The following is a 19,886-nucleotide window of genomic DNA, read 5'->3' on the forward strand; positions in this document are numbered from 1 at the left end:
TATCCGAATTTTCCGCAGCAGTTTTTGGCAATGATCCCTTATGTACTGACATTATTAGCACTGGTAGGATTCGTAGGAAAAGCAAAGGCACCGGCTTCTTCGGGACAGCCTTATGAGAAACAATAGAGATATAAAACTTGAGATAAAATAATTTTTGTGAAAGAGGTGATATTTTTGAGAGCTGTAGACATTATAGAAAAGAAAAGAGACAAAAAAGAAATTACAAATGAAGAGATTAGTTTTCTGTTATCCAATTATCTGAATGAGGAAATACCTGATTATCAAATGGCGGCATTTTTAATGGCGGTATATTTTAACGGTATGACTGATGCAGAACTTTTGGAATTCACAAAAGAAATGAGAGATTCCGGAGATGTAATTGATTTTGACGGACTGGCAAGATTCCATGTGGATAAACACAGTACAGGCGGTGTAGGAGATAAGGTAACAATAGCACTTGAGCCGATAATGTCAGCACTGGGAATGGGAAGTACAAAGCTTTCCGGAAAAGGTCTGGGGCATACAGGAGGAACAATTGATAAATTTGAGGCGATAAAAGGTTTCAGATTCTCAAATACTAAAGAAGAAGTAATAGAAATAGCAAATAAGACAGGAATAGGACTTATGGGCTACAGTGACAAAATAGTACCTCTTGATAAAAAATTATATTCATTAAGGGATGTTACTGCCACTGTAGCAAGTATTCCCCTTATAGCAAGCAGTATAATGAGTAAAAAGCTGGCAATTCATTCTGATGCAATTATTCTGGATGTAAAAACAGGTAACGGAGCATTCATGAAAACACTTCCTGACGCTGTAGAACTGGCTCGTACTATGCTTAAAATAGGAAAAGGTTTTGACAGAAAGATCGTAGCAGTAATAAGTAACATGGATCAGCCTTTGGGATGTGCTGTAGGGAATGCCAATGAAGTAATAGAAGCAATAGAAACACTGAAAGGAAACGGTCCTGAAGATTTTACGGAACTTGTTTATAATATTGCCGCGCTTGCATTAAAGCTGAAAGGCGATGTTAATACCCTTGAAGAAGGAATGGTAAAGGTAAAAGAAGTAGTAGACAACAGAAGTGCCCTTGAAAAATTTGCACTATTTATAAAAGAAAGCGGCGGAGATCCTGAAATAGTAAATGATTATTCACTGCTTCCTGCATATTCGGGAACTCTTGAGGTAAAATCAGAGGAAGAAGGATATGTCAGCCAGATTCTTGCAGAAGAGATAGGAAAAGCTGCAATGATAATAGGTGCAGGAAGAGCAACAAAAGAAGACGAGATAGATCACAGTGTCGGAGTGCTTGTTTTGAAAAAAGTAGGAGATTTTGTTAAAAAGGGCGACGTTATAGCTAAAATCTGTTATAATGATAGTAAGTATGCAGACAATTCGAAAAAAATGATTTTGGGTGCATACAAATTCAGCAAGGAAAAAGTAGAAAAACCAAAAATTATTTTTGAAATTCTGGAAGCTTAAGAAACAGAGATAAAACTAAATTTTTTATTAGGAGGAAAAATGAAAATAAATCAGTATATTGATCACACATTATTAAAAGCAACGGCTACTAAAGCTGAAATCAAAGAAATATGCGACGAGGCAAAAAAATATAATTTTTATGCAGTATGTGTAAACGGGTCTTATGTACCTTATGCAAAAGAAGAATTAAAGGATTCAGGTGTAAATATAGCAGCGGTTATCGGGTTTCCGTTAGGTGCAATGTCTACAAAGGCAAAAGTTTTTGAAGCTGAACAGGCTGTAAAAGACGGTGCAACAGAAATAGATATGGTTATTCAGATCGGAAAGCTGATAGACGGTGATTATGAATATGTGGAAAATGACATCAGAGAAATAAAAAAGGCAATAGGAGACAATGTATTAAAAGTAATAATAGAAACTTGTTATCTTACTGACGATCAAAAGAAAAAAGCCTGCGAGCTTGCATTAAATGCCAAAGCAGATTACGTAAAAACTTCTACTGGATTCGGTACAGGAGGAGCTACTTTCGAAGATGTAAAATTAATGAAAGATGTAGTAAAAGACAATGCAAAAGTAAAAGCCAGCGGAGGGGTAAAAGATTACGAAACTGCTGAAAAATATGTAGAACTTGGTGCTTCAAGACTTGGAACAAGTTCAGGAGTAAAAATTATCGAAGGTGAAGCAGTAGGAGAAAATGATTATTAATCTTTTTCAGCGTCATTTTGTCGGCAAAGTAAATCAAATGCTGATTTCACAAGAAAGTTTAACTTTATACAGACATATTTGTATTAGCTGTCAGGAAGCAGGGAGGTAAAAAAATGAGCAAAATAAACAGAGTAACACTAATAGTATTAGATAGTGTGGGGGCAGGAGAATTACCAGATGCAGAAGATTTCGGAGACACAGGTTCCAATACACTGGGAAATCTTTCAAAAGCAACAGGAGGACTTGATCTTCCAAATATGCAGAAAATAGGACTCGGGAATATTACTGATATCACAGGTGTAGCACCGAATAACAGTCCTGACGGAGCATACGGAAAAGCAAAAGAAGTATCAATAGGTAAAGATACTACTACAGGACATTGGGAGATGGCGGGAGTAATCCTTGAGAGACCATTTCCTAACTATATGCAGGGCTTTTCAGAGGAAGTAATAAAAGAGTTTGAGGAAAAAACAGGCAGAGGAGTGCTTTGGAATAAAGCTGCTTCTGGAACTGTGGTAATAGAAGACTGTGGTGAAGAACAGATGAAAACAGGTAAATGGATAGTGTATTCATCAGCAGACCCTGTTTTTCAGATTGCTGCCAATGAAGAAATAATACCTTTGGAAGAACTATATAAGGCCTGCGAAATAGCACTTGAAATATGCAATAAAAAATCGCCTGTTTCAAGAGTAATAGCAAGACCGTTTGTGGGACAGAAAAAGGGAGAATTCAAAAGAACATCAAACAGACATGATTTTTCGATACAGCCGCCGGGTGTAACTGTACTGGATAAATTAAGTGAAGCTGGTAAGGATGTAGTAGGAATAGGAAAAATTTATGATATTTTCGCCGGAAGAGGAATCACTGATACGAGAAAGACAAATAAAGATGACCTTGACGGAATTAAAAAAACACTTGAAGCATTAAAAGAAGATACAAACGGACTTATATTTACAAACCTTGTTGATTTCGATATGCTTTACGGTCACAGAAGAGATACAGAAGGATATAAAAATGCTCTTGAATTATTTGATAAGTGGCTTCCTGAAATAGAGAAAAATCTTCGTGATGACGAGATACTTATAATAACAGCAGACCACGGAAATGATCCTACATATAAAGGAACAGACCATACAAGAGAGTATATACCAATACTGATTTACGGTAAACATGTGAAAAAAGGTGTAAATATCGGTACAAGAGAAAGTTTTACAGATATAGCGGCAACAATAGAAGAAATTTTGCTTGGTAATAAAACAAAAGGAAGTTTTGCTGATATTATTTTGGATTAATATGATATTTAATATAGGAAACGGAGTGGTTAGATGAAAAAGATGATGATTTTTTTATCGATGTTGTTATCGGTAGTTTTATTGGGGAAAGAGGTTAATATTACCATACTTGGTACATCAGATGTACACGGAAGAATGGTGCCGTGGAATTATTCCACAGATAAAGCAGACTTTTCGGGATCTTACAGTCAGATTTCGGAAATAATAAAAGATTACAGACAAAACAGTAAAAATGTTATTGTAGTAGATATAGGAGATATAATTCAGGATAATTATATAGAAAAGTTCATTAATGAACCTCAGCATCCGGCAATGACAGCGTTAAACGAAATGAAGTACGACATAATCATACCGGGGAACCATGAATTTAACTTTGGTATGGATGCTTTGGACAAAGTGCTTAAGCAGTTTAACGGAAAAGTTCTGTCAGCCAATATTTATTACAAAACCGGAGAAAGATATCTGGACCCAAGTACGATAATGACAGTAGACGGAATAAAAGTAGGAATAATAGGTGCAACCACTCCTTTGGTAGAACAGTTTGAAGAAGAATCAGGAAATGTTAAGGATATGAGATTTGCAATGCCTGCAGATGAGATAAGAAAAGAAGTTCAGAATCTGAAAAAGCAGGGTGCAGATGTAATAATACTTCTTGCACATATGGGACTTCCAAATGAAAATAATATACCGGGAACAGGTGTAGTAGACATAGCAAATGAAGTATCAGGGATTGATGTAATTATAGCGGGACATGAGCATAAAAATGTAAGTAAACAGGTAGTAAACGGTACTATAATAACTGAGCCTTACAGATACGGAGCTGCAATTTCGGTAGTTGATCTGAAATTTAACGTGGATAACAAAGGTAAAAAGACACTGGTAGCTAAAGATGCAAAAACTATAAGTGTAAACAGTGAAAAATCAGATAAAAAAGTAGAGGAGATATATGCTCCGTACAGCGAAATATTAATTAAAGATGCAAATATAAAAGTAGGAGAAACTGCAAATGACCTTGTGCCGCAGGTGCTGGTACACGGAATACCTTCTATTTATATGAAAGATTCAGGATTATCGACATTATTTGGTGATGTACAGATTTATTACAGTAAGGCTGATGTAGTTTCATTCCTTGTGGATAATAAAAAAGCAGTGCTTAACAAAGGTGATATCAAGAAAAAAGATATAGCCAACAATTACCAGTATACTTCCGGGGAAACTACAGTATATGAATTTACAGGTAAGGATCTGAAAGATTATATGGAATGGTCGGCAGCATATTTTGATACTGTGAAACCGGGAGATAAAGATTACAGATATGATCCTGTAAGAGGTGCATCAAAGTACATGACATATGATATGTTCGGCGGAGTAAAGTATAAAATAGATTTGAGAGAAGCTCCGGGGAACAGAATAAAAGACCTTAGACTGGTAAAAGGTAATAAAAAAGTAACTGATGATATGAAGATAAAAGTAGGATTAAATGCATACAGATATGAAATGCTGGTAGGGAAAGGCGGACCGCTGGAAGGCAGAAGAGTAAATCCTATCTGGGATTCTAAAACTGCATTTGGTGAAGAAGAAGGAACTATCAGAAATATGACTATCAGATATATCAGAGATGTAAAAAAAGGTAAAATAGACGGTAAGGCACATGGTTACTGGGAAGTAATAGGAATTGAATAAACATAAAAAAAACAGGAGGAAAAAATGAGTGTACATATAGCAGCAAAAAAAGGGGAAATAGCAGAAACAGTACTGCTTCCGGGAGATCCGCTCAGAGCAAAATATATAGCAGAAAAATATCTGGAAAATCCTGTGCAGTATAATAATGTAAGAGGAATGATGGGATTTACCGGAACATATAAAGGAAAAAAAGTATCTGTTCAGGGAACGGGTATGGGAATACCTTCAATCTCGATTTATGCCACTGAACTAATCACTGAATACGGATGTAAAAATTTGATAAGAATAGGAAGTGCCGGTTCATACCAAAAAGATGTAAAAATAAGAGATATCATAGTGGCAATGGCTACTTCTACTGATTCTAACATAAATAACCTTAGATTCCCCGGAGGAGCTAATTTTGCACCTACTGCAAGCTATGAACTTTTCGCAAAGGCTACAGCTGCTGCAAAAGAAAAAGGGATAGAATTCAAAGCAGGGAATGTAATGTCAAGTGACACTTTCTACGGTGATGATAAAGATGCTTGGAAACACTGGGCAGACTTTGGTATTCTGTGTGTGGAAATGGAAGCAGCAGGGCTTTACACACTTGGTGCAAAATATAATGTTAATGCACTTGCAATTCTTACTATCAGCGATTCGCTGGTAACAGGTGAAGCTACAACGTCTGAAGAAAGAGAAAAAACTTTTAATGACATGATAGAGATGGCTTTAGGTACTCTTTAAAAAATATAACATTATAAGGAGAGTTTATGACAAACTTATCTGAAAAAGAAATTCTCGGGCTTATAGATGAAGCTATAGAAATTTCGAAAAAGGCTTATGTTAATTATTCTCATTTTCCTGTAGGAGCGGTGCTTATAGATGAGAACGGAAGAAAATTCAAAGGGGTAAATGTAGAAAATGCCTCATTCGGATTATCTCTCTGTGCTGAAAGAAACGCTATTACTACTGCTGTTACAGATGGAATGAAAAAGATAAAAACACTGGTGGTTACAGGTGATACCGAAAAACCTATCAGTCCCTGCGGGGCATGCAGACAGTTTATGCTGGAATTTGCAGATGAGAATACGGTAATAATATTATCGAATTATAAAAGAGAATATAAAATATGCAGTATGGAAGACCTGCTTCCTTATTCGTTTAAGCTTTAATATACAGGAAAAAACTGTCTCTGTTCAGAATAATCACTGAAAATGAGACAGTTTTTTATGTTAATTTTATTCTTTTGTTATACGATAAGCTTTGACTCCGGTAATTTCTGTTAGATACAGAGGATTCAGCGTCCATGCTTCTGCTATATCCATGACATCTTCTTCATCAGGAAGAACACAGTCTTCGGGTTCATCTGCTACGGAATAGTTCATATTGAAATCCTTCTCTTCTTTTGTTTTTTCTCCTTTATCCAGAGGCACTTTCATTTCAAGTGTATAAAAACCTCTTATAATTTCATTGTTTTCAAATTTGAACCATCCATAAACATCTGATACTGTGTGAGTTAAAAAATAATATACAGTGTCAAAATGACGGCTTAATTCTCTTAAGTCATCAAATTCCAGTTCCCAATTTCTATTTAATTTACACAGTTCCAGATGACGGTCATTTATAATTATCATATCCGAATGTGTGTCAGTTATGATACCGATATTATCTTTATTAATACTTTCTATATTATTCAGTACCTCAAGGACTTTTTTCGCCGATTTGGATTTTATTACAGCCCAATGGGTTTGAAAGCCAAAATTTTCGACCTCTGTTTCTGTAAGAACATAGCGTTTTTCCAAAGTTTCATTTTTCTTCTTTCTGAATAAATTAAACATAGTTCACCCCATTTAAAAAAAATTATATTTTATATAATAACATATAATTCTTAATTTTGTAAGTGATTAAAAATTAAAGATATATTCTGAAAAAAATTTCTATTTTTAAAATATTTTTTTTGTAATAAATTAGAATAAATGTTAGAATATTAATATGGAGGTGGTAATATGAAAAAATTACATCTGCTTTGTTTTCTGGGTTTTCTGATTCTGGTACTTCCATGTTTTGGAGATATAAAATGGGGAACCGGAAAAGAAGAAGCACTGAAATATTTCGGTACAAGCTATGAAACTTCCGACTGCGGCGGCGGGACAGTATGCTACACATATAAGAATATACAAAAATCAGGTGTTCTGTTTGCTGAAACCGGTCTGAGATTTTTGGATAATAAACTAATCTCATGGTATGGAGCAAGTGATGTAGATTCTAAAACTGCTTTGGAAATAATGAAAAAATTTGAGCAGGAATACGGGATGAAATTTGAATATATCGAAGAAGGCGGAATAAGCAGATTATTCCATAAGAGCGATGACGGAGAGGTTTATGTCTTTCTTATGAAAGATGATCCGGCATATTATTTTACGGTTTATTATAAAGGGGCAGAAGAAATAAAGCTTGAAGCTGAGAAAGAAAGAGAAATAGAACGTATTCAACATATCGAAAGAGAAAAAACGAGAAAGGATATCTAAAAAGTTTTATGGAGTATTTTATGAGAAGTTTAATATGAGAAATGGCAATGCATAGATGTAGGTGCCATTTTTTATTTAACTGAAAAATGTAGATTTTATATAAAATGAAAAAAATTAATTAATTAAAAAATTAAAAACAGAGTTGACAATTCGAAAAAAAGTGGTAAAAATAAATGTGAGTGAATTTTTTTTCGCTCAAAATAAAAGCAGAGGAGTGGTTAGATGGCAATAAATTATACTGTTATTATAATTGTTGTGGTTTATTTAATTGCAATGCTTTTTATCGGGTGGTATTCTTACACAAAGATATCAAGCAATGAGGACTTTATGGTAGCTGGAAGAAGACTGGGGCCGGTACTGATGGCAGGTACACTGGCAGCTACTGAAATAGGCGGGGGAAGCTCGCTGGGTGTAGTGGAAAAAGCTTACGGCGATTGGGGAATGGGAGCTTCGTGGTATATTATCACTATGGCAATAACATTTGGTTTTCTTACCTTCTTAGGTTCAAAATTCAGACAGTCAATGGTAAAAACCGTTCCTGAATATTTTAGAAGAAGGTACGGAAAAGTTCCGGAGCTATTACTTCCATAATTATGATAATCCCTCTTATAGGTCTCACAGCAACACAGTTCATAGCCTCATCTACAATTATATCGGTAATGCTTGGTATGGACTACAGAATGGCTGTAGTTCTTGTAGCTGTCGTGGTGACAATCTATGCGGTTATGGGCGGACTTTGGAGCGTGACACTTACAGACTTTGTACAGGTATTCCTGATAGTATTCGGTATGATGATTGCAATTCCGTTTGCCTTGAAGACTGTAGGCGGATGGGATAATGTTGTTGCAATACTGCCAAAGGAAAAATTTAATATGGTAAACAGCAGTATTAATCCCAAAACCATAATTTCATTAATTGTAATGTATCTTGCATCATTTACCGTGGGACAGGAAGCAGTGTCAAGGTATTATGCGGCAAGAGACGACAAAGCAGCTGTACAGGGATCACTGCTTGCAGGATTAATTAATATAATATATGCTTTTATCCCCACAGTTCTCGGGTTGATTACACTTGCACTGGTAACAAACGGAACAATACCAAAAGATATGATAATGAAAGACGGACCGAAATATGCACTTCCGCTGCTGGCAATGCATACAATGCCGTCACTCGTAATAGGACTTTTATTTTCAGGGATAATATCAGCAACAATGTCAAGTGCAGATTCTGATTTACTGGGAGCAGGATCAATATTCGGGAATGACATATATAAAATATACATAAAACCCCATGCTACAAGTAATGAGGTAATGAGAGTAACAAAGATAACAATGCTTATAATAGGCTTTCTAGCTATGATTGTTGCTCTTATGAACAGAGGCAGTCTCATAAAGCTTCTGACATTATCATTTACTTTAAGAGCAGCGGGAGCTTTCTTCCCTTATGTAATGGGGCATTACTGGAAAAAGGCTTCGGCTGTGGGAACAGTGGCTTCATTATTACTGGGAAGTTTTATCACATTATATGTGGAGATAAACAAAATAACAATTTTTGGATTAAAGGAACCGATAATACCAGGACTGGTAGTTAGTTTTCTGGCATTTTTCATACTTACGTTCCTGTTTCCAAATAAAAAGAACAGCACTGAGCTTGTCGGGGAAGAAGAATTTTAATATAGGCAACACAAAAAGCTGTTTTGCATGAAATATGCAGAACAGCTTTTCTTATAATAAAAATACAGCCTTTAAAACCGTAATTATAACATAAAAAGGCTGTATATAAATTTTAAAAAGTATTATTTTTTGACTTTATCTAATTTTAACAAGAAATCTCTCGGATTTTTTAATTCTGATAATCTTTTTAATTTCATATTTGGAAAGGAATTCAATATTCTTTTTTCGTTGAATCTCAATTTTCTCATGCTTAATTTTAATTCCAGATTCTCTTTCTCATGTATTCTTTTTTCTTTTATTTTCTCTTTAAGTTCATTCTTTTTAATGGTTTCCGATTCTATAAAATCATTAAAATGCTGGGCTCTGACTTTTATTGATGATTTCAGAGTTTTTGACTGATTTTCCAGCTTGGTATGAAAATCCAAAAGAAACTTTTGCAGTGAAAACATATTAAGCAATGAGAATACAGTATCCGCAGCCATTATACATAATATTGCCGCAGGAACAGCGATATTGAAAGAATTATACAGAGTTTCCACTATTTTCGTCACAAACGGATGAATAACCCTTACCACTAAAACACAGCCCACTCCCCAGAATGCAGAAACAGGAAGTGCTATTCTTCCCTGAATATTAAATGGTACATTATGATAGTCCCACCATGTAGTATGAAAAATTTTCTCAAGAAAGTAAGAAGTAAAGAATTCAAGTAATGTTACAATAATTGTGGAAAAAATATACAAAAGTACCAGATTGTTATGGAATGGTTCTATAAAATATAAAACCATTATAATTCCAAAACCGTAAATCGGACAATAGGGCCCGATCAAAAATCCTCTGTATACAAATTTTCCTGCTTTAAGGGAACAGTAAACCGTTTCCCATAACCAGCCCATAACAGAGTAAATGAAAAAATAAAGAATAACTTCGCTGTAAAATTTTGTCATATTTCACCTCTTGTTTATTTTAATATTAACAGTAATTAGAATAAATTGTCAATAAATAAAGAAGAAAAAAATGTCGAAAGTAAATTTTATATAGTTTAAATACTTATTTTAAACAGTTTGAAATAATGTTATAATATATAAATTAAGAAAATGAAGATAATTTACATATAACAGAAAATTTTTATATAAATAAAACATTAATTATTATATTACAAAAAGGAGAAAAAATTTGAAAAGAAAAAAAATGTTGATTTCAGTAATTACTGTGTTACTAGTGCTGACAGCAGGGTGCAATCATTCCGGCAAGGAAAAAAACCAGCCTTCAGGTGATGGATATGAGATAAAAGATGTAAAAATGGGCATTAATGATTCGGGAAAATTTACAGTGCTGGGAAAATTAAAAAATATGGGAGAAAAGAAAGGGTACACAGAGATTTCAATTCCATGTTATGATAAAAAAGGAGTGGAACTGGAAAATGCTTTTGACAGTGTGGAATCCATAGATGCCGGCGGAGAGTGGAAATTCAGGGCTGAGTATCAGGAGAGCGGCGAACCGTCAAGATGTGATATAAATGAATCAGAAGTAACAACATATTAATTATTATAAATTTTAAAATTGACATAGAGTGAACTCCATATTGTATAATTATTTTATGCGAAAGGAGAAGTCATGAAGTATTATAAAATAGGAAAAGTTTCCCAGATGACAGGGTTAAGCAGAGATACACTGAGATATTATGAAAAAATAGGATTGATAAGGCATCTGGAAAAAGATGAATCAGGAAGAAAAAAGTATTCTGAGAAAGATATAGAGTGGATTGAGTTTTTGAAAAGGCTGAAAACTACCAAAATGTCTTTGAAAGATATAGGGAAATATGCCGATCTCAGATATGAAGGAGACGAGACTTCCGGTGAACGTAAGAAAATGCTTACGAAACAGCTTGAAAAAATAATGGAAGAAATTGAGAAGCTTATGGAGACAAAGCAGATATTAATCTGGAAAATAAAAACATATGATGAAATAGAGAAAAAAATAAGCAGAAAATAATGTCGGAAGAGCATCGGGAAGTTTTCTTTACTAAAATAAATATGTATGATTTTGAAAAATATTGAAAAAATACAGCAGTTATGATAAAATAAAGAATACTTTTTAGAGAGAAAATATTATTTTAAATAAAGTCATAGTGAAAAGGACTCAAAAGCACTTTTGGGTCTTTTTTTGTGGCTTAAAATTTTTTAGCAAAGACATATGGTGCGGTTTTTAATGCCAAAGACATACGGAAAGGTGATTTTAATGGAAAAATATGGAAAATTAGGAAATGACAGTGTGGTAAAGCTGCTGTTTGAATTCTCTGTTCCTGCGGTTATTGCAGGAATGATAGCTGCGCTTTACACAGTTATAGACAGGATATTTATAGGGAGATTTGTGGGGGAGCTGGAATTCTCAGGTGTTTCTGCTACATTTCCTATAATGATCTTTTATATAGCATTTGCATCATTAATAGGAATAGGGGCAAGTGCCAATATATCCCTGAATCTGGGGAGAGGAAACAAGAAACGTGCGGAACACATTCTGGGAAATGCCTTTACATGCTTTAATACATCAGGAGTAATAATTATAGTATTAAATTATATTTTTCTTGATCAGATTCTACATGCATTTGGTGTAACGGAAAATACTTTTGAATATGCCAGATCATTTATGATATATCTGATTCCCACATGTTATATGACATTTCTTACATACGGTTTTGCCGGTGTGATAAGAGCAGAAGGGAATCCCAAAACTGCAATGAATATAAATATAATAGGAGCATTGATAAACATAATTCTCGATCCTTTATTTATAATAGTATTTAAAATGGGTGTGGCAGGAGCGGCAATAGCCACTCTTATATCGAACCTCGCAGCGGCACTGCTTGTAATATACCATTTTACTTATTCAAAAAAATCTTCTTTGAAAATAAGAAAGAAATACTTTAAGCTAAATACAAAAATTCTGAATCAGATAACAAAAATAGGTATTTCGCCGTTTATTCTTCAGGTTTCCCTTTGTCTTGTGGGACTTGCGGCAAATAATATGATAAAAATTTATGGGAATGAGTTTGATTTCGGGATTTACGGGGTTTTAAACACTTATCTGATAGTGATATTTTCTGTAGTTCTGGGAATAAGTCAGGGAGCACAGCCGATCATAGGATATAACTACGGATTGAAGAATTACAGACGTGTGGAGGAAGCATTATTTAAATCAGTGAGTTTTACCACTGTTTTCTCTATTGTATGCCTTATAATTACACTTATTTTTTCAAAAGAACTGTCAGGAATATTTGTAAAGGATGAAGTGTTGATAAACAGGACAGCACCGGCATTAATATTATTTTTACTTTCTCTGCCTGTATATGGAATTCTTATTATAGGAGTTGATTTTTTTCAGGTAGTGGAAGAGGCGAAAACTTCAAGTATACTGTTTTTCCTGAGACATTTTTTACTTGCATTAGGGAGTATGTTTTTGCTTCCTGTATTGATCGGAATAAACGGAGTATGGCTTTCAAGAACAGTTTCTGATTTTATTTATCTGCCGGCAGTTCTGTATTGTCAGTGGAAATGGCTGAAAAAACTGAGAACTAAAATAAATGAACAAAAGATCCGTGAAAGTTCATTGTAAAGTTTTTGAAATAATAATATATAAAATCCCGCAGGGCGAATGTTCACGGGATTTTTGTTAATTAAGTAATAAATTATAACGTAATTCTAAGAAAATGGTGATAGAATGAACGTTCAGTATTTGGAGATATACTGAACGTAAAAAAATTCTTCATTATAAAGGAAAGGTGGTACGAAATGAAAAAAGGATTATTAGTTTTAGCAGCTGTAACATTATCACTGGTATCTTACGGGGCATCATCAAGAGAGGCGGGAATAAAGCAGAAAAAAGATGCTTTGGAAAGAAAGTATCAAAGATGTGTAAAATACAGCAAATATAAGGAAAACTGCCAAAAATACCGTGATATAAAGAACAGCATAAGTTAAGAAACGGGAAAATTAAGTAAAGTAAACTTATATTCAAATATAGGAGGAATTATGAGAATTTTATTAATTACTTTATTTTTAACACTTTCTGTAACAGTAATATCAAATGTATTAAGTCCTGAAGCAGAAAAACATCTGGAAAAATATAATTACTCTCCTCAGGACATCTATTACAGGGAACATTGTTGTGTATAAACCAGTAAAAGCTGAATAAAATATTTTTGACATTTTTTTACACAATAATTTTCTATATACAAATTTGAAATACCGGCTGATGAAAAATCAAAAGCTGGTATTTTTTTATGGGAAACATAGATTATTTGTACTATAAGCTTAAAATGTGTTAAAATATATCATTAAAATAAATCTGAAAAGAGGATGATGAAGATAGGGTATAGAATAGAGATAAGAAAATTTACCGAAGAAGATTTTCAGGAGTATTTTATGCTTGTGAGCAATGCGGATATTATGGCTATGATTACAGGAAGGGCATTGCAGCGTGAAGAAGCAGAGAAAAGATTTGAGAAGCTCCTTTGCGGAAATAAAGAACATGAGTCTTTCGGGAGCTTTATGGTTTTTGAGAAGGAAACTGGAGATTTTATAGGTTACGGAAAAATGGTGCTGGATATAGAGAATAAAACTGAGGCAGAAACAGGTTACATGCTGTTTCCTGAATATTGGGGAAAAGGATATGCCACTGAAATTACAAAGCTGCTTATGGAAAAGGCTGAGGAAACAGCTGTGCTGATGAAAATAACAGCAATTATCGATCCTGAAAATACAGCTTCCAGAAATGTTTTGCTGAAAAACGGTTTTGTTTCGGAAAAAATCTGTGATATAAATGGATTACCCGGAGAAATTCTCGGGAAAAAGCTGAAATAAAAGCTGTATGTTTTAGTGTAAATATAAAGGTATCCTAATTGTTTCGCCGGATAAAAGCAGTATACAGACATGAAAGTTTTTATGTCACGTTGGATTAAAGGCGGAAATATGATAAAATTTAAATATCAGATAAAAAATACAGGTGATTAAAATAAGAGGTAATTAATATGCTGAATTGCGTAAAAATAAACAAAGAAAATATAATAAAAAATTTGAAAAGAATCAGGAGTATGACACCGCTGATATGTGTGGTAAAAGACGACGCCTACGGACTTGGAATAGAAAACATACTTCCTGTTTTATATAATGAAGGGGAACGGTATTATGCCGTTGCTTTTTTTGAGGAAGCAATGGAAATACGAAATATATATAAGGATGTTAATATAATTATCCTGAATTATACAGAAGATGAAAAGCTGGATGAAGCGGTGGCAAATAAAATAGAATTATCAGTTTTCAGCATGCTTCAGCTTCGCAGATACACAGAAATTCTGGGGGAAAAGATATCGGAACTCGGTATTCACATAAAATTCAACACAGGGATGAACAGACTTGGCTTTGATATAGAGGAAACAGAAGAACTCTGCAATATAATCAAAAGTAAAAAATTACAGATAAAATCAGTTTTTTCCCATATTTCAAATTCTGAAAACATTGAAAATACTGAAAAACAGCTTGAAAAATTTGAAAAGATACTAAGTCTGGCAAAAAAACATGAAGTCGATTATGGTTTCATGCATATTTCCGCAAGTCCTGCATTATTTAAGTATGACGGGAAGTATAACTTTGATTTTTCAAGAGTGGGAATGGCTGTATACGGTCTGGAGCCTCTGGGTACAGATGTCGGACTCGAAAAATGCATAAGCATCGAATCTAAAATAATAAATATAAAAAATGTAAGAAAAGGCGAATACATCTCTTACGGCGAGAATAACAGGCTGGAAAAGGACACTCTTGTGGGGATAATACCAATGGGATATGCACAGGGAATACAAATGCAGATAGAAAATAAAGGGGCTTATGCACTGGTAAACGGGAAAAAGGCTCCTGTAATAGGCGAAGTCTGCATGGATATGCTTTTGCTTGATATAAGCGGAATAGAGAATGTAAATCTCTTGGACAGGGTTGTTCTTGTGGGAAAATCAGGTGATGAAGAGATAACTCTCAGGGATATTTCAAAATGGACAAGTACAATTCAAGATGATATAATAACCAAGATAAGTAAAAAAATAAAAAGAATCGTTGTTTAAGGAGATATATGGAAAAAATAGCTTTAATAATGGCCGGAGGTTCCGGTACGAGATTCTGGCCGTTATCAACAGAGGATAAACCTAAACAGTTTCTGGACTTGGTATCTGAAAAATCAATGATCAGGGAAACTATAGAAAGAATTGTGAAGATTATTCCTTTTGAAAAAATATTTATAGCAACAAATATCAAATATCTGGAAAATATAAAGAAAGAAATACCGGAAATACCAGAAGAAAATATAATACTGGAGCCGACGGCACGTGATACGGCAGCATGTATAGCATATGCAGGGCTTGTAATCAGGAAAAAATATCCTGACAGTATTATGGCGGTACTTCCTTCGGATCACCTTATAAAAAAAGAGGATGAGTTTCTTCAAAGTCTGAAAAATGCCTTTGAAAAAGCAGAATCTGATCATATAATAACTCTGGGAATAAAGCCGACATATCCTGAAACAGGTTACGGCTACATAGAATATAAAAAGAATAGTGCAGATGAAGGAATATGCAGCGTGAAATCTTTCAGGGAAAAACCGAATTTTGAAACTGCGGAGAAATACATAGAAAAAGGAAATTTTCTGTGGAACAGCGGGATGTTCATATGGAAAACCGATCTGATAATTGATGAAATAAAAAAATATATGCCTTCTCATAAAATAGTACTGGAAGAGATGGAGGAAAAGCTCAAAGACGAAGATTTTTCCGGTATAGAATTAAGTGATTATGTAAAGGAAATTTTCTGTAAATTTGAAAAAATATCCATAGACTTCGGAGTCATGGAAAAATCAAGGCTTGTAAAGGTAATTCCTATAGATATAGGATGGAATGACGTGGGAAGCTTTAAGTCTCTTGAAGAGGTCTTTCCGCAGGATAAGGACGGAAATATAATAAGGGAAGAAAAAGAGGGGACTTATTATGAGCTTGATTCAGAGGATAATATTATTATAAATAAAGAAGATAAAATAATAGCAACTATAGGACTGGAGCACTTTGTAGTGGTAAATACAGGGGATGCGCTGCTGATATGCCATAAGGACAAAACACAGGAAATAAAAAAAATGATGGACAAAATTAATAAATAATAAAATATTATAGACAGGAGTGAGTAAATTGTTATATCCGTTAAGATTTAAAAAAGTTTTTATAGACAAAATCTGGGGTGGGGATGCTTTGGAAAATGTATTGGGGATGGATATTCCCAACGGCAGAAAAATTGGTGAATCATGGGAGATAAGCGCACATCCGCACGGAATGAGCATAGTGGAAAACGGCGAGCTTGCAGGGAAAACACTGCAGGAAGTGCTGAATGAATACAAGGGCGAGCTTGTAGGGGAAAAAGTATACAGCGAGTATAAAGAATTATTTCCGCTTTTGATAAAGTATCTTGACGTAAATGACAGACTTTCTATACAGGTTCACCCAAGCGACGAGTATGCTATGAAACATGAAAATGAACTGGGAAAAAGCGAATCATGGTATGTAATAGAAGCAAGTGATGATGCTAAGCTGATTTTGGGAATGAAAGACGGAATGACTAAAGAGAAGTTCGTAGAGAAAGCTAAGAAAAATGACTTCGATGATATGTTTGACGTAAAAGCCGTGAAACAGGGAGACTTTATAGATATTAATCCGGGGACAGTGCATGCGTCGCTGGAAGGAAGTGTACTTATAGCCGAGATTCAGGAAAATTCAGATGTTACATACAGAATTTATGATTTTGACAGAGAAGAAAACGGTGTAAAAAGAGAACTGCATATTGATAAAGCAGCAGAAGTAATAGATTTTGGAATGAAAGTAAATATTATTTCCGGTAATCTTTCGGGTTCTGAAACTGAAAAAAGACTGGTAGAGAAAAAATACTATACTATTGATAAAATAAAAATAAATGATACAAATAAGGAAGATGTTAATCAGGGAAGTATGATAATTTACTCGATTCTTGACGGTAAGGGAAAAATAAAATATGAGAATGGAGAGCTTATTATAAAAAAAGGAGAATCTATTCTTGTTCCTGTGAATGTAAAAGTAAATATTGAAGGAAATCTGGAACTGCTTAGAACGATAATCTAAAATCATAAGGAGATAATAAGATGAGAAAAGTTATGAAAACAGCATTTTTACTGATTATGATCATGGGAAATACTGTAATGTGCATGGGAAACACAGGAGAAAAAGCAAAAGAAAATATAACTTCTTTTTTTGAAAATACTGACAGCCTGAAAGTGACAAATCCTCTGGTAAGTGAAAGTAAAAATACCGGAAGCACTAAAGAAAGCATCTGTCTGGATCCCGGTCATCAGAGAAAAGGCAATAACGGAAAAGAGGAAATAGCCCCTGGTTCAAGCACTACCAAGCCGAAAGTTTCTTCTGGAACTTCAGGAGTGGCTACAAAAAAAGATGAGTATGTACTTACTCTTGAAATTGGAATGAAATTAAAGGAAAAGCTTGAGTCAGAAGGGTATAATGTAATAATGACAAGAGAAACACATGATGTAAATATAAGTAACAAGGAAAGATCAATTATGACTAATAAAGCCGGGTGTTCTCTTTATATCAGACTGCATGCCGACGGATCGGAAAATAGAAATGCATCTGGTGTATCCGTACTTACTTCATCTTCTAAAAATCAGTATACACAAAAGGTACAGGCTTCAAGCGACAGATTTTCAAAGATAATATTGGAAGAAACACTGAAATCCACAGGAGCCAAAAGCAGAGGAGTAAGCTACAGAGATGATCTTACAGGGACAAACTGGTCAACAATAACAAATACACTTGTTGAAATGGGCTTTATGTCTAATCCAGAAGAGGACAGAAAACTGTCAACACCTGAATATCAGAATAAAATAGTAAATGGAATAGTAAACGGAGTAAACAGATACTTAAAAGAAAAATAGATTTGAGAAAGACAGGTTATTTTATATATTTTATAAAGTAACCTTTTCTCTTTAAATTTATAATTTTTTACGGTTTATAACAGAAAAATTTTCAAACCCTGACATACTGTTGTCAAAAATTTGTTTTATAATGGTATTATCAAAGGAGGAGAAGTATGAATATAAAAGTAAACGGAATAACACTGGAGTATAACAAAGCGGGAGCCGGAAAGCCGCTTATACTGCTGCATGGAAATGGAGAGGATCATCATATCTTTGATAAAATCACTGAAAAATTAAAAGGTAATTTTACGGTGTATGCAGTAGACAGCAGGAATCACGGGAAAAGTACCGTAACCGAGGATTATTCTTATGAAACTATGGCAGAGGATACATTGGCATTTATAGATGCTTTGAAGCTGGAAGAGGTCTATGTGGCAGGGTTCAGCGACGGAGCCGTTATAAGTATTTTTCTGGCGTTAAAACATCCTGCTGTAATAAAGAAAATGGCTCTGCTTGGTGTAAATCTGAAGCCAAGTGATTTTAAGAAGAATTGCTATGAGTATGTGGAAAAAGAATATGAAAAAACAAAAAATCCCCTGTTTAAACTTATGCTTGAAGAGCCGAATATTGAATTGGAAACACTGGAGAAAATTAATATTCCATCTCTGATAATAGCAGGAGAAGATGATATATTTTACAAAAAAACATTTACAGATATAGCAAAAACAATGCCTGATGCAGAACTGATGATTTTGAAAGGGCATAATCATGACAGCTATATAGCAGATAATGACTTGTTATACCCTGATCTGTGTTCTTTTTTCACCAAATAAATTATAAAAAGAAATAAAAAAAAGAGTTGTATAAAAGCAGAGTGACTTTGCCCTGTAAAGGCTGGGTTTTCTGTTTTTCATACAGCTCTTGTTATTTTTATATAATCTTATTATTTTAGCGCATCTGCAAATTCTTTTTCGTCACTGATTGTTCCCACAACAACACTTGTGATTTTCCCGTTTTTATCTAGGAAAATATTAGTAGGAACAGAATTGATAAGTGTTCCGTCTATAAATACGCTGTTGTAGTCATAATAAACCGGGAATGTAAATTTTTCTTTTTCTAAATATTCTTTCACTTTTTCCTCAGAAGAACGTCTTTCTATAAAAATTACCGCAAAATTATATTTATTCTTATTTTTACGATAAAAATTTTCCAGTACGGGAAGTTCTTCATGACAGTCAGGACACCATTCAGCTGCGGTAACAATAAGTGTTTTCTTATTTTTGTCAAAAGCTTTGCTGCTGATAATTTTCTTTCCTTTAAGTGTCTCAAGGGTAAAAGCAGGAAATGTATTTCCTTCCTGAAGATCAACACTGAAAGTGTCAGAAACCGGAGTATTGTCGCTGTATGCAAAAACAGATAAAAGAACTCCCAGAATTAAAACAGATATTAAACTTATGAATCTTTTCATATTTTCTCCTTGTTTTTTAGTTTATAGTTATTGATCAAATTTTCAGATTTGTATATAGAATCAATGTCTTGCTAACATACAA

23 protein-coding genes are annotated in these 19,886 nt (G+C 34.0%); 20 read left to right on the forward strand and 3 right to left on the reverse strand.

Annotation, left to right across the window (positions count from 1 at the left end; translation table 11 throughout):
- Window positions 1-174 precede the first annotated feature (174 nt).
- The 6 genes from NK213_RS09530 to cdd all read left to right on the forward strand — a co-directional run bounded on the left by NK213_RS09530 (window position 175) and on the right by cdd (window position 6,316).
- Window positions 175-1,482, forward strand: coding sequence for a thymidine phosphorylase (locus NK213_RS09530; RefSeq protein ID WP_253348722.1), 1,308 nt, complete (start codon window positions 175-177; stop codon window positions 1,480-1,482).
- A 39-nt stretch (window positions 1,483-1,521) separates the two neighbouring features.
- Entirely contained in the window at window positions 1,522-2,187 is a 666-nt protein-coding gene (gene deoC, locus NK213_RS09535; protein WP_253348723.1) for a deoxyribose-phosphate aldolase, read from the forward strand.
- Between the two features lie 113 nt (window positions 2,188-2,300).
- Window positions 2,301-3,479, forward strand: a complete 1,179-nt coding sequence (locus NK213_RS09540; protein ID WP_253348724.1) for a phosphopentomutase — start codon at window positions 2,301-2,303, stop codon at window positions 3,477-3,479.
- 33 nt (window positions 3,480-3,512) lie between these two features.
- Window positions 3,513-5,162, forward strand: a complete 1,650-nt coding sequence (locus tag NK213_RS09545; RefSeq protein WP_253348725.1) for a bifunctional UDP-sugar hydrolase/5'-nucleotidase — start codon at window positions 3,513-3,515, stop codon at window positions 5,160-5,162.
- A gap of 24 nt (window positions 5,163-5,186) precedes the next feature.
- A complete protein-coding gene (deoD, locus tag NK213_RS09550; RefSeq protein WP_253348726.1) occupies window positions 5,187-5,888 on the forward strand; it encodes a purine-nucleoside phosphorylase in 702 nt (233 codons plus the stop codon).
- Window positions 5,889-5,914: 26 nt separating this feature from the next.
- Entirely contained in the window at window positions 5,915-6,316 is a 402-nt protein-coding gene (cdd, locus tag NK213_RS09555; RefSeq protein WP_253348727.1) for a cytidine deaminase, read from the forward strand.
- A 66-nt stretch (window positions 6,317-6,382) separates the two neighbouring features.
- Here the strand turns inward: cdd and NK213_RS09560 are convergent, their stop codons facing one another.
- Complete coding sequence (locus tag NK213_RS09560; protein WP_253348728.1) at window positions 6,383-6,982, reverse strand: hypothetical protein; 600 nt, start codon at window positions 6,980-6,982, stop codon at window positions 6,383-6,385.
- 168 nt (window positions 6,983-7,150) lie between these two features.
- Here NK213_RS09560 and NK213_RS09565 point away from each other — a divergent pair, with 168 nt between their 5' ends.
- From NK213_RS09565 to NK213_RS09575, 3 genes are all read left to right on the forward strand, one after another.
- Window positions 7,151-7,672: a hypothetical protein gene (locus NK213_RS09565; RefSeq protein ID WP_253348729.1), complete on the forward strand. Its 522-nt coding sequence runs from the start codon at window positions 7,151-7,153 to the stop codon at window positions 7,670-7,672.
- Window positions 7,673-7,894: 222 nt separating this feature from the next.
- Window positions 7,895-8,263 (forward strand): hypothetical protein, encoded by a 369-nt coding sequence (locus NK213_RS09570; RefSeq protein ID WP_253348730.1) that lies wholly within the window; start codon window positions 7,895-7,897, stop codon window positions 8,261-8,263.
- Between the two features lie 2 nt (window positions 8,264-8,265).
- The gene (locus NK213_RS09575) at window positions 8,266-9,345 is read left to right on the forward strand and encodes a sodium:solute symporter (RefSeq protein ID WP_253348731.1); all 1,080 of its coding nucleotides are present in this window, start codon (window positions 8,266-8,268) and stop codon (window positions 9,343-9,345) included.
- 122 nt (window positions 9,346-9,467) lie between these two features.
- Here NK213_RS09575 and NK213_RS09580 read toward each other — a convergent pair whose 3' ends face one another.
- Window positions 9,468-10,292 carry a hypothetical protein gene (locus NK213_RS09580; RefSeq protein ID WP_253348732.1) on the reverse strand — a complete coding sequence of 275 codons (825 nt, stop codon included), beginning with the start codon at window positions 10,290-10,292 and terminating at the stop codon, window positions 9,468-9,470.
- Between the two features lie 229 nt (window positions 10,293-10,521).
- Between NK213_RS09580 and NK213_RS09585 the strand changes: the two genes are divergently transcribed.
- The 11 genes from NK213_RS09585 to NK213_RS09635 all read left to right on the forward strand — a co-directional run bounded on the left by NK213_RS09585 (window position 10,522) and on the right by NK213_RS09635 (window position 19,169).
- Window positions 10,522-10,890: an FxLYD domain-containing protein gene (locus NK213_RS09585; RefSeq protein ID WP_253348733.1), complete on the forward strand. Its 369-nt coding sequence runs from the start codon at window positions 10,522-10,524 to the stop codon at window positions 10,888-10,890.
- 72 nt (window positions 10,891-10,962) lie between these two features.
- A complete protein-coding gene (locus NK213_RS09590; protein ID WP_253348734.1) occupies window positions 10,963-11,340 on the forward strand; it encodes a MerR family transcriptional regulator in 378 nt (125 codons plus the stop codon).
- Window positions 11,341-11,586: 246 nt separating this feature from the next.
- Window positions 11,587-12,960 carry an MATE family efflux transporter gene (locus NK213_RS09595; protein WP_253348735.1) on the forward strand — a complete coding sequence of 458 codons (1,374 nt, stop codon included), beginning with the start codon at window positions 11,587-11,589 and terminating at the stop codon, window positions 12,958-12,960.
- Between the two features lie 176 nt (window positions 12,961-13,136).
- Window positions 13,137-13,325 (forward strand): hypothetical protein, encoded by a 189-nt coding sequence (locus NK213_RS09600; protein WP_253348736.1) that lies wholly within the window; start codon window positions 13,137-13,139, stop codon window positions 13,323-13,325.
- A gap of 51 nt (window positions 13,326-13,376) precedes the next feature.
- On the forward strand, window positions 13,377-13,520 hold the full coding sequence (locus NK213_RS09605) for a hypothetical protein (RefSeq protein WP_253348737.1): 144 nt from the start codon (window positions 13,377-13,379) through the stop codon (window positions 13,518-13,520).
- Between the two features lie 186 nt (window positions 13,521-13,706).
- Window positions 13,707-14,207, forward strand: coding sequence for a GNAT family N-acetyltransferase (locus NK213_RS09610; protein ID WP_253348738.1), 501 nt, complete (start codon window positions 13,707-13,709; stop codon window positions 14,205-14,207).
- Window positions 14,208-14,374: 167 nt separating this feature from the next.
- On the forward strand, window positions 14,375-15,457 hold the full coding sequence (gene alr, locus NK213_RS09615) for an alanine racemase (protein WP_253348739.1): 1,083 nt from the start codon (window positions 14,375-14,377) through the stop codon (window positions 15,455-15,457).
- An 8-nt stretch (window positions 15,458-15,465) separates the two neighbouring features.
- On the forward strand, window positions 15,466-16,539 hold the full coding sequence (locus NK213_RS09620; RefSeq protein ID WP_253348740.1) for a mannose-1-phosphate guanylyltransferase: 1,074 nt from the start codon (window positions 15,466-15,468) through the stop codon (window positions 16,537-16,539).
- A 28-nt stretch (window positions 16,540-16,567) separates the two neighbouring features.
- Window positions 16,568-17,527, forward strand: a complete 960-nt coding sequence (locus tag NK213_RS09625; protein ID WP_253348741.1) for a type I phosphomannose isomerase catalytic subunit — start codon at window positions 16,568-16,570, stop codon at window positions 17,525-17,527.
- Window positions 17,528-17,547: 20 nt separating this feature from the next.
- Window positions 17,548-18,354, forward strand: a complete 807-nt coding sequence (locus tag NK213_RS09630) for an N-acetylmuramoyl-L-alanine amidase (protein ID WP_253348742.1) — start codon at window positions 17,548-17,550, stop codon at window positions 18,352-18,354.
- A 155-nt stretch (window positions 18,355-18,509) separates the two neighbouring features.
- Window positions 18,510-19,169 carry an alpha/beta fold hydrolase gene (locus NK213_RS09635; RefSeq protein ID WP_253348743.1) on the forward strand — a complete coding sequence of 220 codons (660 nt, stop codon included), beginning with the start codon at window positions 18,510-18,512 and terminating at the stop codon, window positions 19,167-19,169.
- Window positions 19,170-19,279: 110 nt separating this feature from the next.
- Here the strand turns inward: NK213_RS09635 and NK213_RS09640 are convergent, their stop codons facing one another.
- Window positions 19,280-19,804, reverse strand: a complete 525-nt coding sequence (locus NK213_RS09640; protein ID WP_253348744.1) for a TlpA disulfide reductase family protein — start codon at window positions 19,802-19,804, stop codon at window positions 19,280-19,282.
- Window positions 19,805-19,886 lie beyond the last annotated feature (82 nt).

This window comes from Sebaldella sp. S0638 (genome assembly GCF_024158605.1).
GTDB lineage: Bacteria > Fusobacteriota > Fusobacteriia > Fusobacteriales > Leptotrichiaceae > Sebaldella.

Bases quoted from the DNA above. Each gene is read 5' to 3' on its own strand.
- deoC (WP_253348723.1), top strand. From the start codon at position 1,522: ATGAAAATAAATCAGTATATTGATCACACATTATTAAAAGCAACGGCT.
- NK213_RS09540 (WP_253348724.1), top strand. From the start codon at position 2,301: ATGAGCAAAATAAACAGAGTAACACTAATAGTATTAGATAGTGTGGGG.
- NK213_RS09545 (WP_253348725.1), top strand. From the start codon at position 3,513: ATGAAAAAGATGATGATTTTTTTATCGATGTTGTTATCGGTAGTTTTA.
- deoD (WP_253348726.1), top strand. From the start codon at position 5,187: ATGAGTGTACATATAGCAGCAAAAAAAGGGGAAATAGCAGAAACAGTA.
- cdd (WP_253348727.1), top strand. From the start codon at position 5,915: ATGACAAACTTATCTGAAAAAGAAATTCTCGGGCTTATAGATGAAGCT.
- NK213_RS09560 (WP_253348728.1), bottom strand. From the start codon at position 6,982: ATGTTTAATTTATTCAGAAAGAAGAAAAATGAAACTTTGGAAAAACGC.
- NK213_RS09565 (WP_253348729.1), top strand. From the start codon at position 7,151: ATGAAAAAATTACATCTGCTTTGTTTTCTGGGTTTTCTGATTCTGGTA.
- NK213_RS09570 (WP_253348730.1), top strand. From the start codon at position 7,895: ATGGCAATAAATTATACTGTTATTATAATTGTTGTGGTTTATTTAATT.
- NK213_RS09575 (WP_253348731.1), top strand. From the start codon at position 8,266: ATGATAATCCCTCTTATAGGTCTCACAGCAACACAGTTCATAGCCTCA.
- NK213_RS09580 (WP_253348732.1), bottom strand. From the start codon at position 10,292: ATGACAAAATTTTACAGCGAAGTTATTCTTTATTTTTTCATTTACTCT.
- NK213_RS09590 (WP_253348734.1), top strand. From the start codon at position 10,963: ATGAAGTATTATAAAATAGGAAAAGTTTCCCAGATGACAGGGTTAAGC.
- NK213_RS09595 (WP_253348735.1), top strand. From the start codon at position 11,587: ATGGAAAAATATGGAAAATTAGGAAATGACAGTGTGGTAAAGCTGCTG.
- NK213_RS09600 (WP_253348736.1), top strand. From the start codon at position 13,137: ATGAAAAAAGGATTATTAGTTTTAGCAGCTGTAACATTATCACTGGTA.
- NK213_RS09605 (WP_253348737.1), top strand. From the start codon at position 13,377: ATGAGAATTTTATTAATTACTTTATTTTTAACACTTTCTGTAACAGTA.
- NK213_RS09610 (WP_253348738.1), top strand. From the start codon at position 13,707: ATGAAGATAGGGTATAGAATAGAGATAAGAAAATTTACCGAAGAAGAT.
- alr (WP_253348739.1), top strand. From the start codon at position 14,375: ATGCTGAATTGCGTAAAAATAAACAAAGAAAATATAATAAAAAATTTG.
- NK213_RS09620 (WP_253348740.1), top strand. From the start codon at position 15,466: ATGGAAAAAATAGCTTTAATAATGGCCGGAGGTTCCGGTACGAGATTC.
- NK213_RS09630 (WP_253348742.1), top strand. From the start codon at position 17,548: ATGAGAAAAGTTATGAAAACAGCATTTTTACTGATTATGATCATGGGA.
- NK213_RS09635 (WP_253348743.1), top strand. From the start codon at position 18,510: ATGAATATAAAAGTAAACGGAATAACACTGGAGTATAACAAAGCGGGA.
- NK213_RS09640 (WP_253348744.1), bottom strand. From the start codon at position 19,804: ATGAAAAGATTCATAAGTTTAATATCTGTTTTAATTCTGGGAGTTCTT.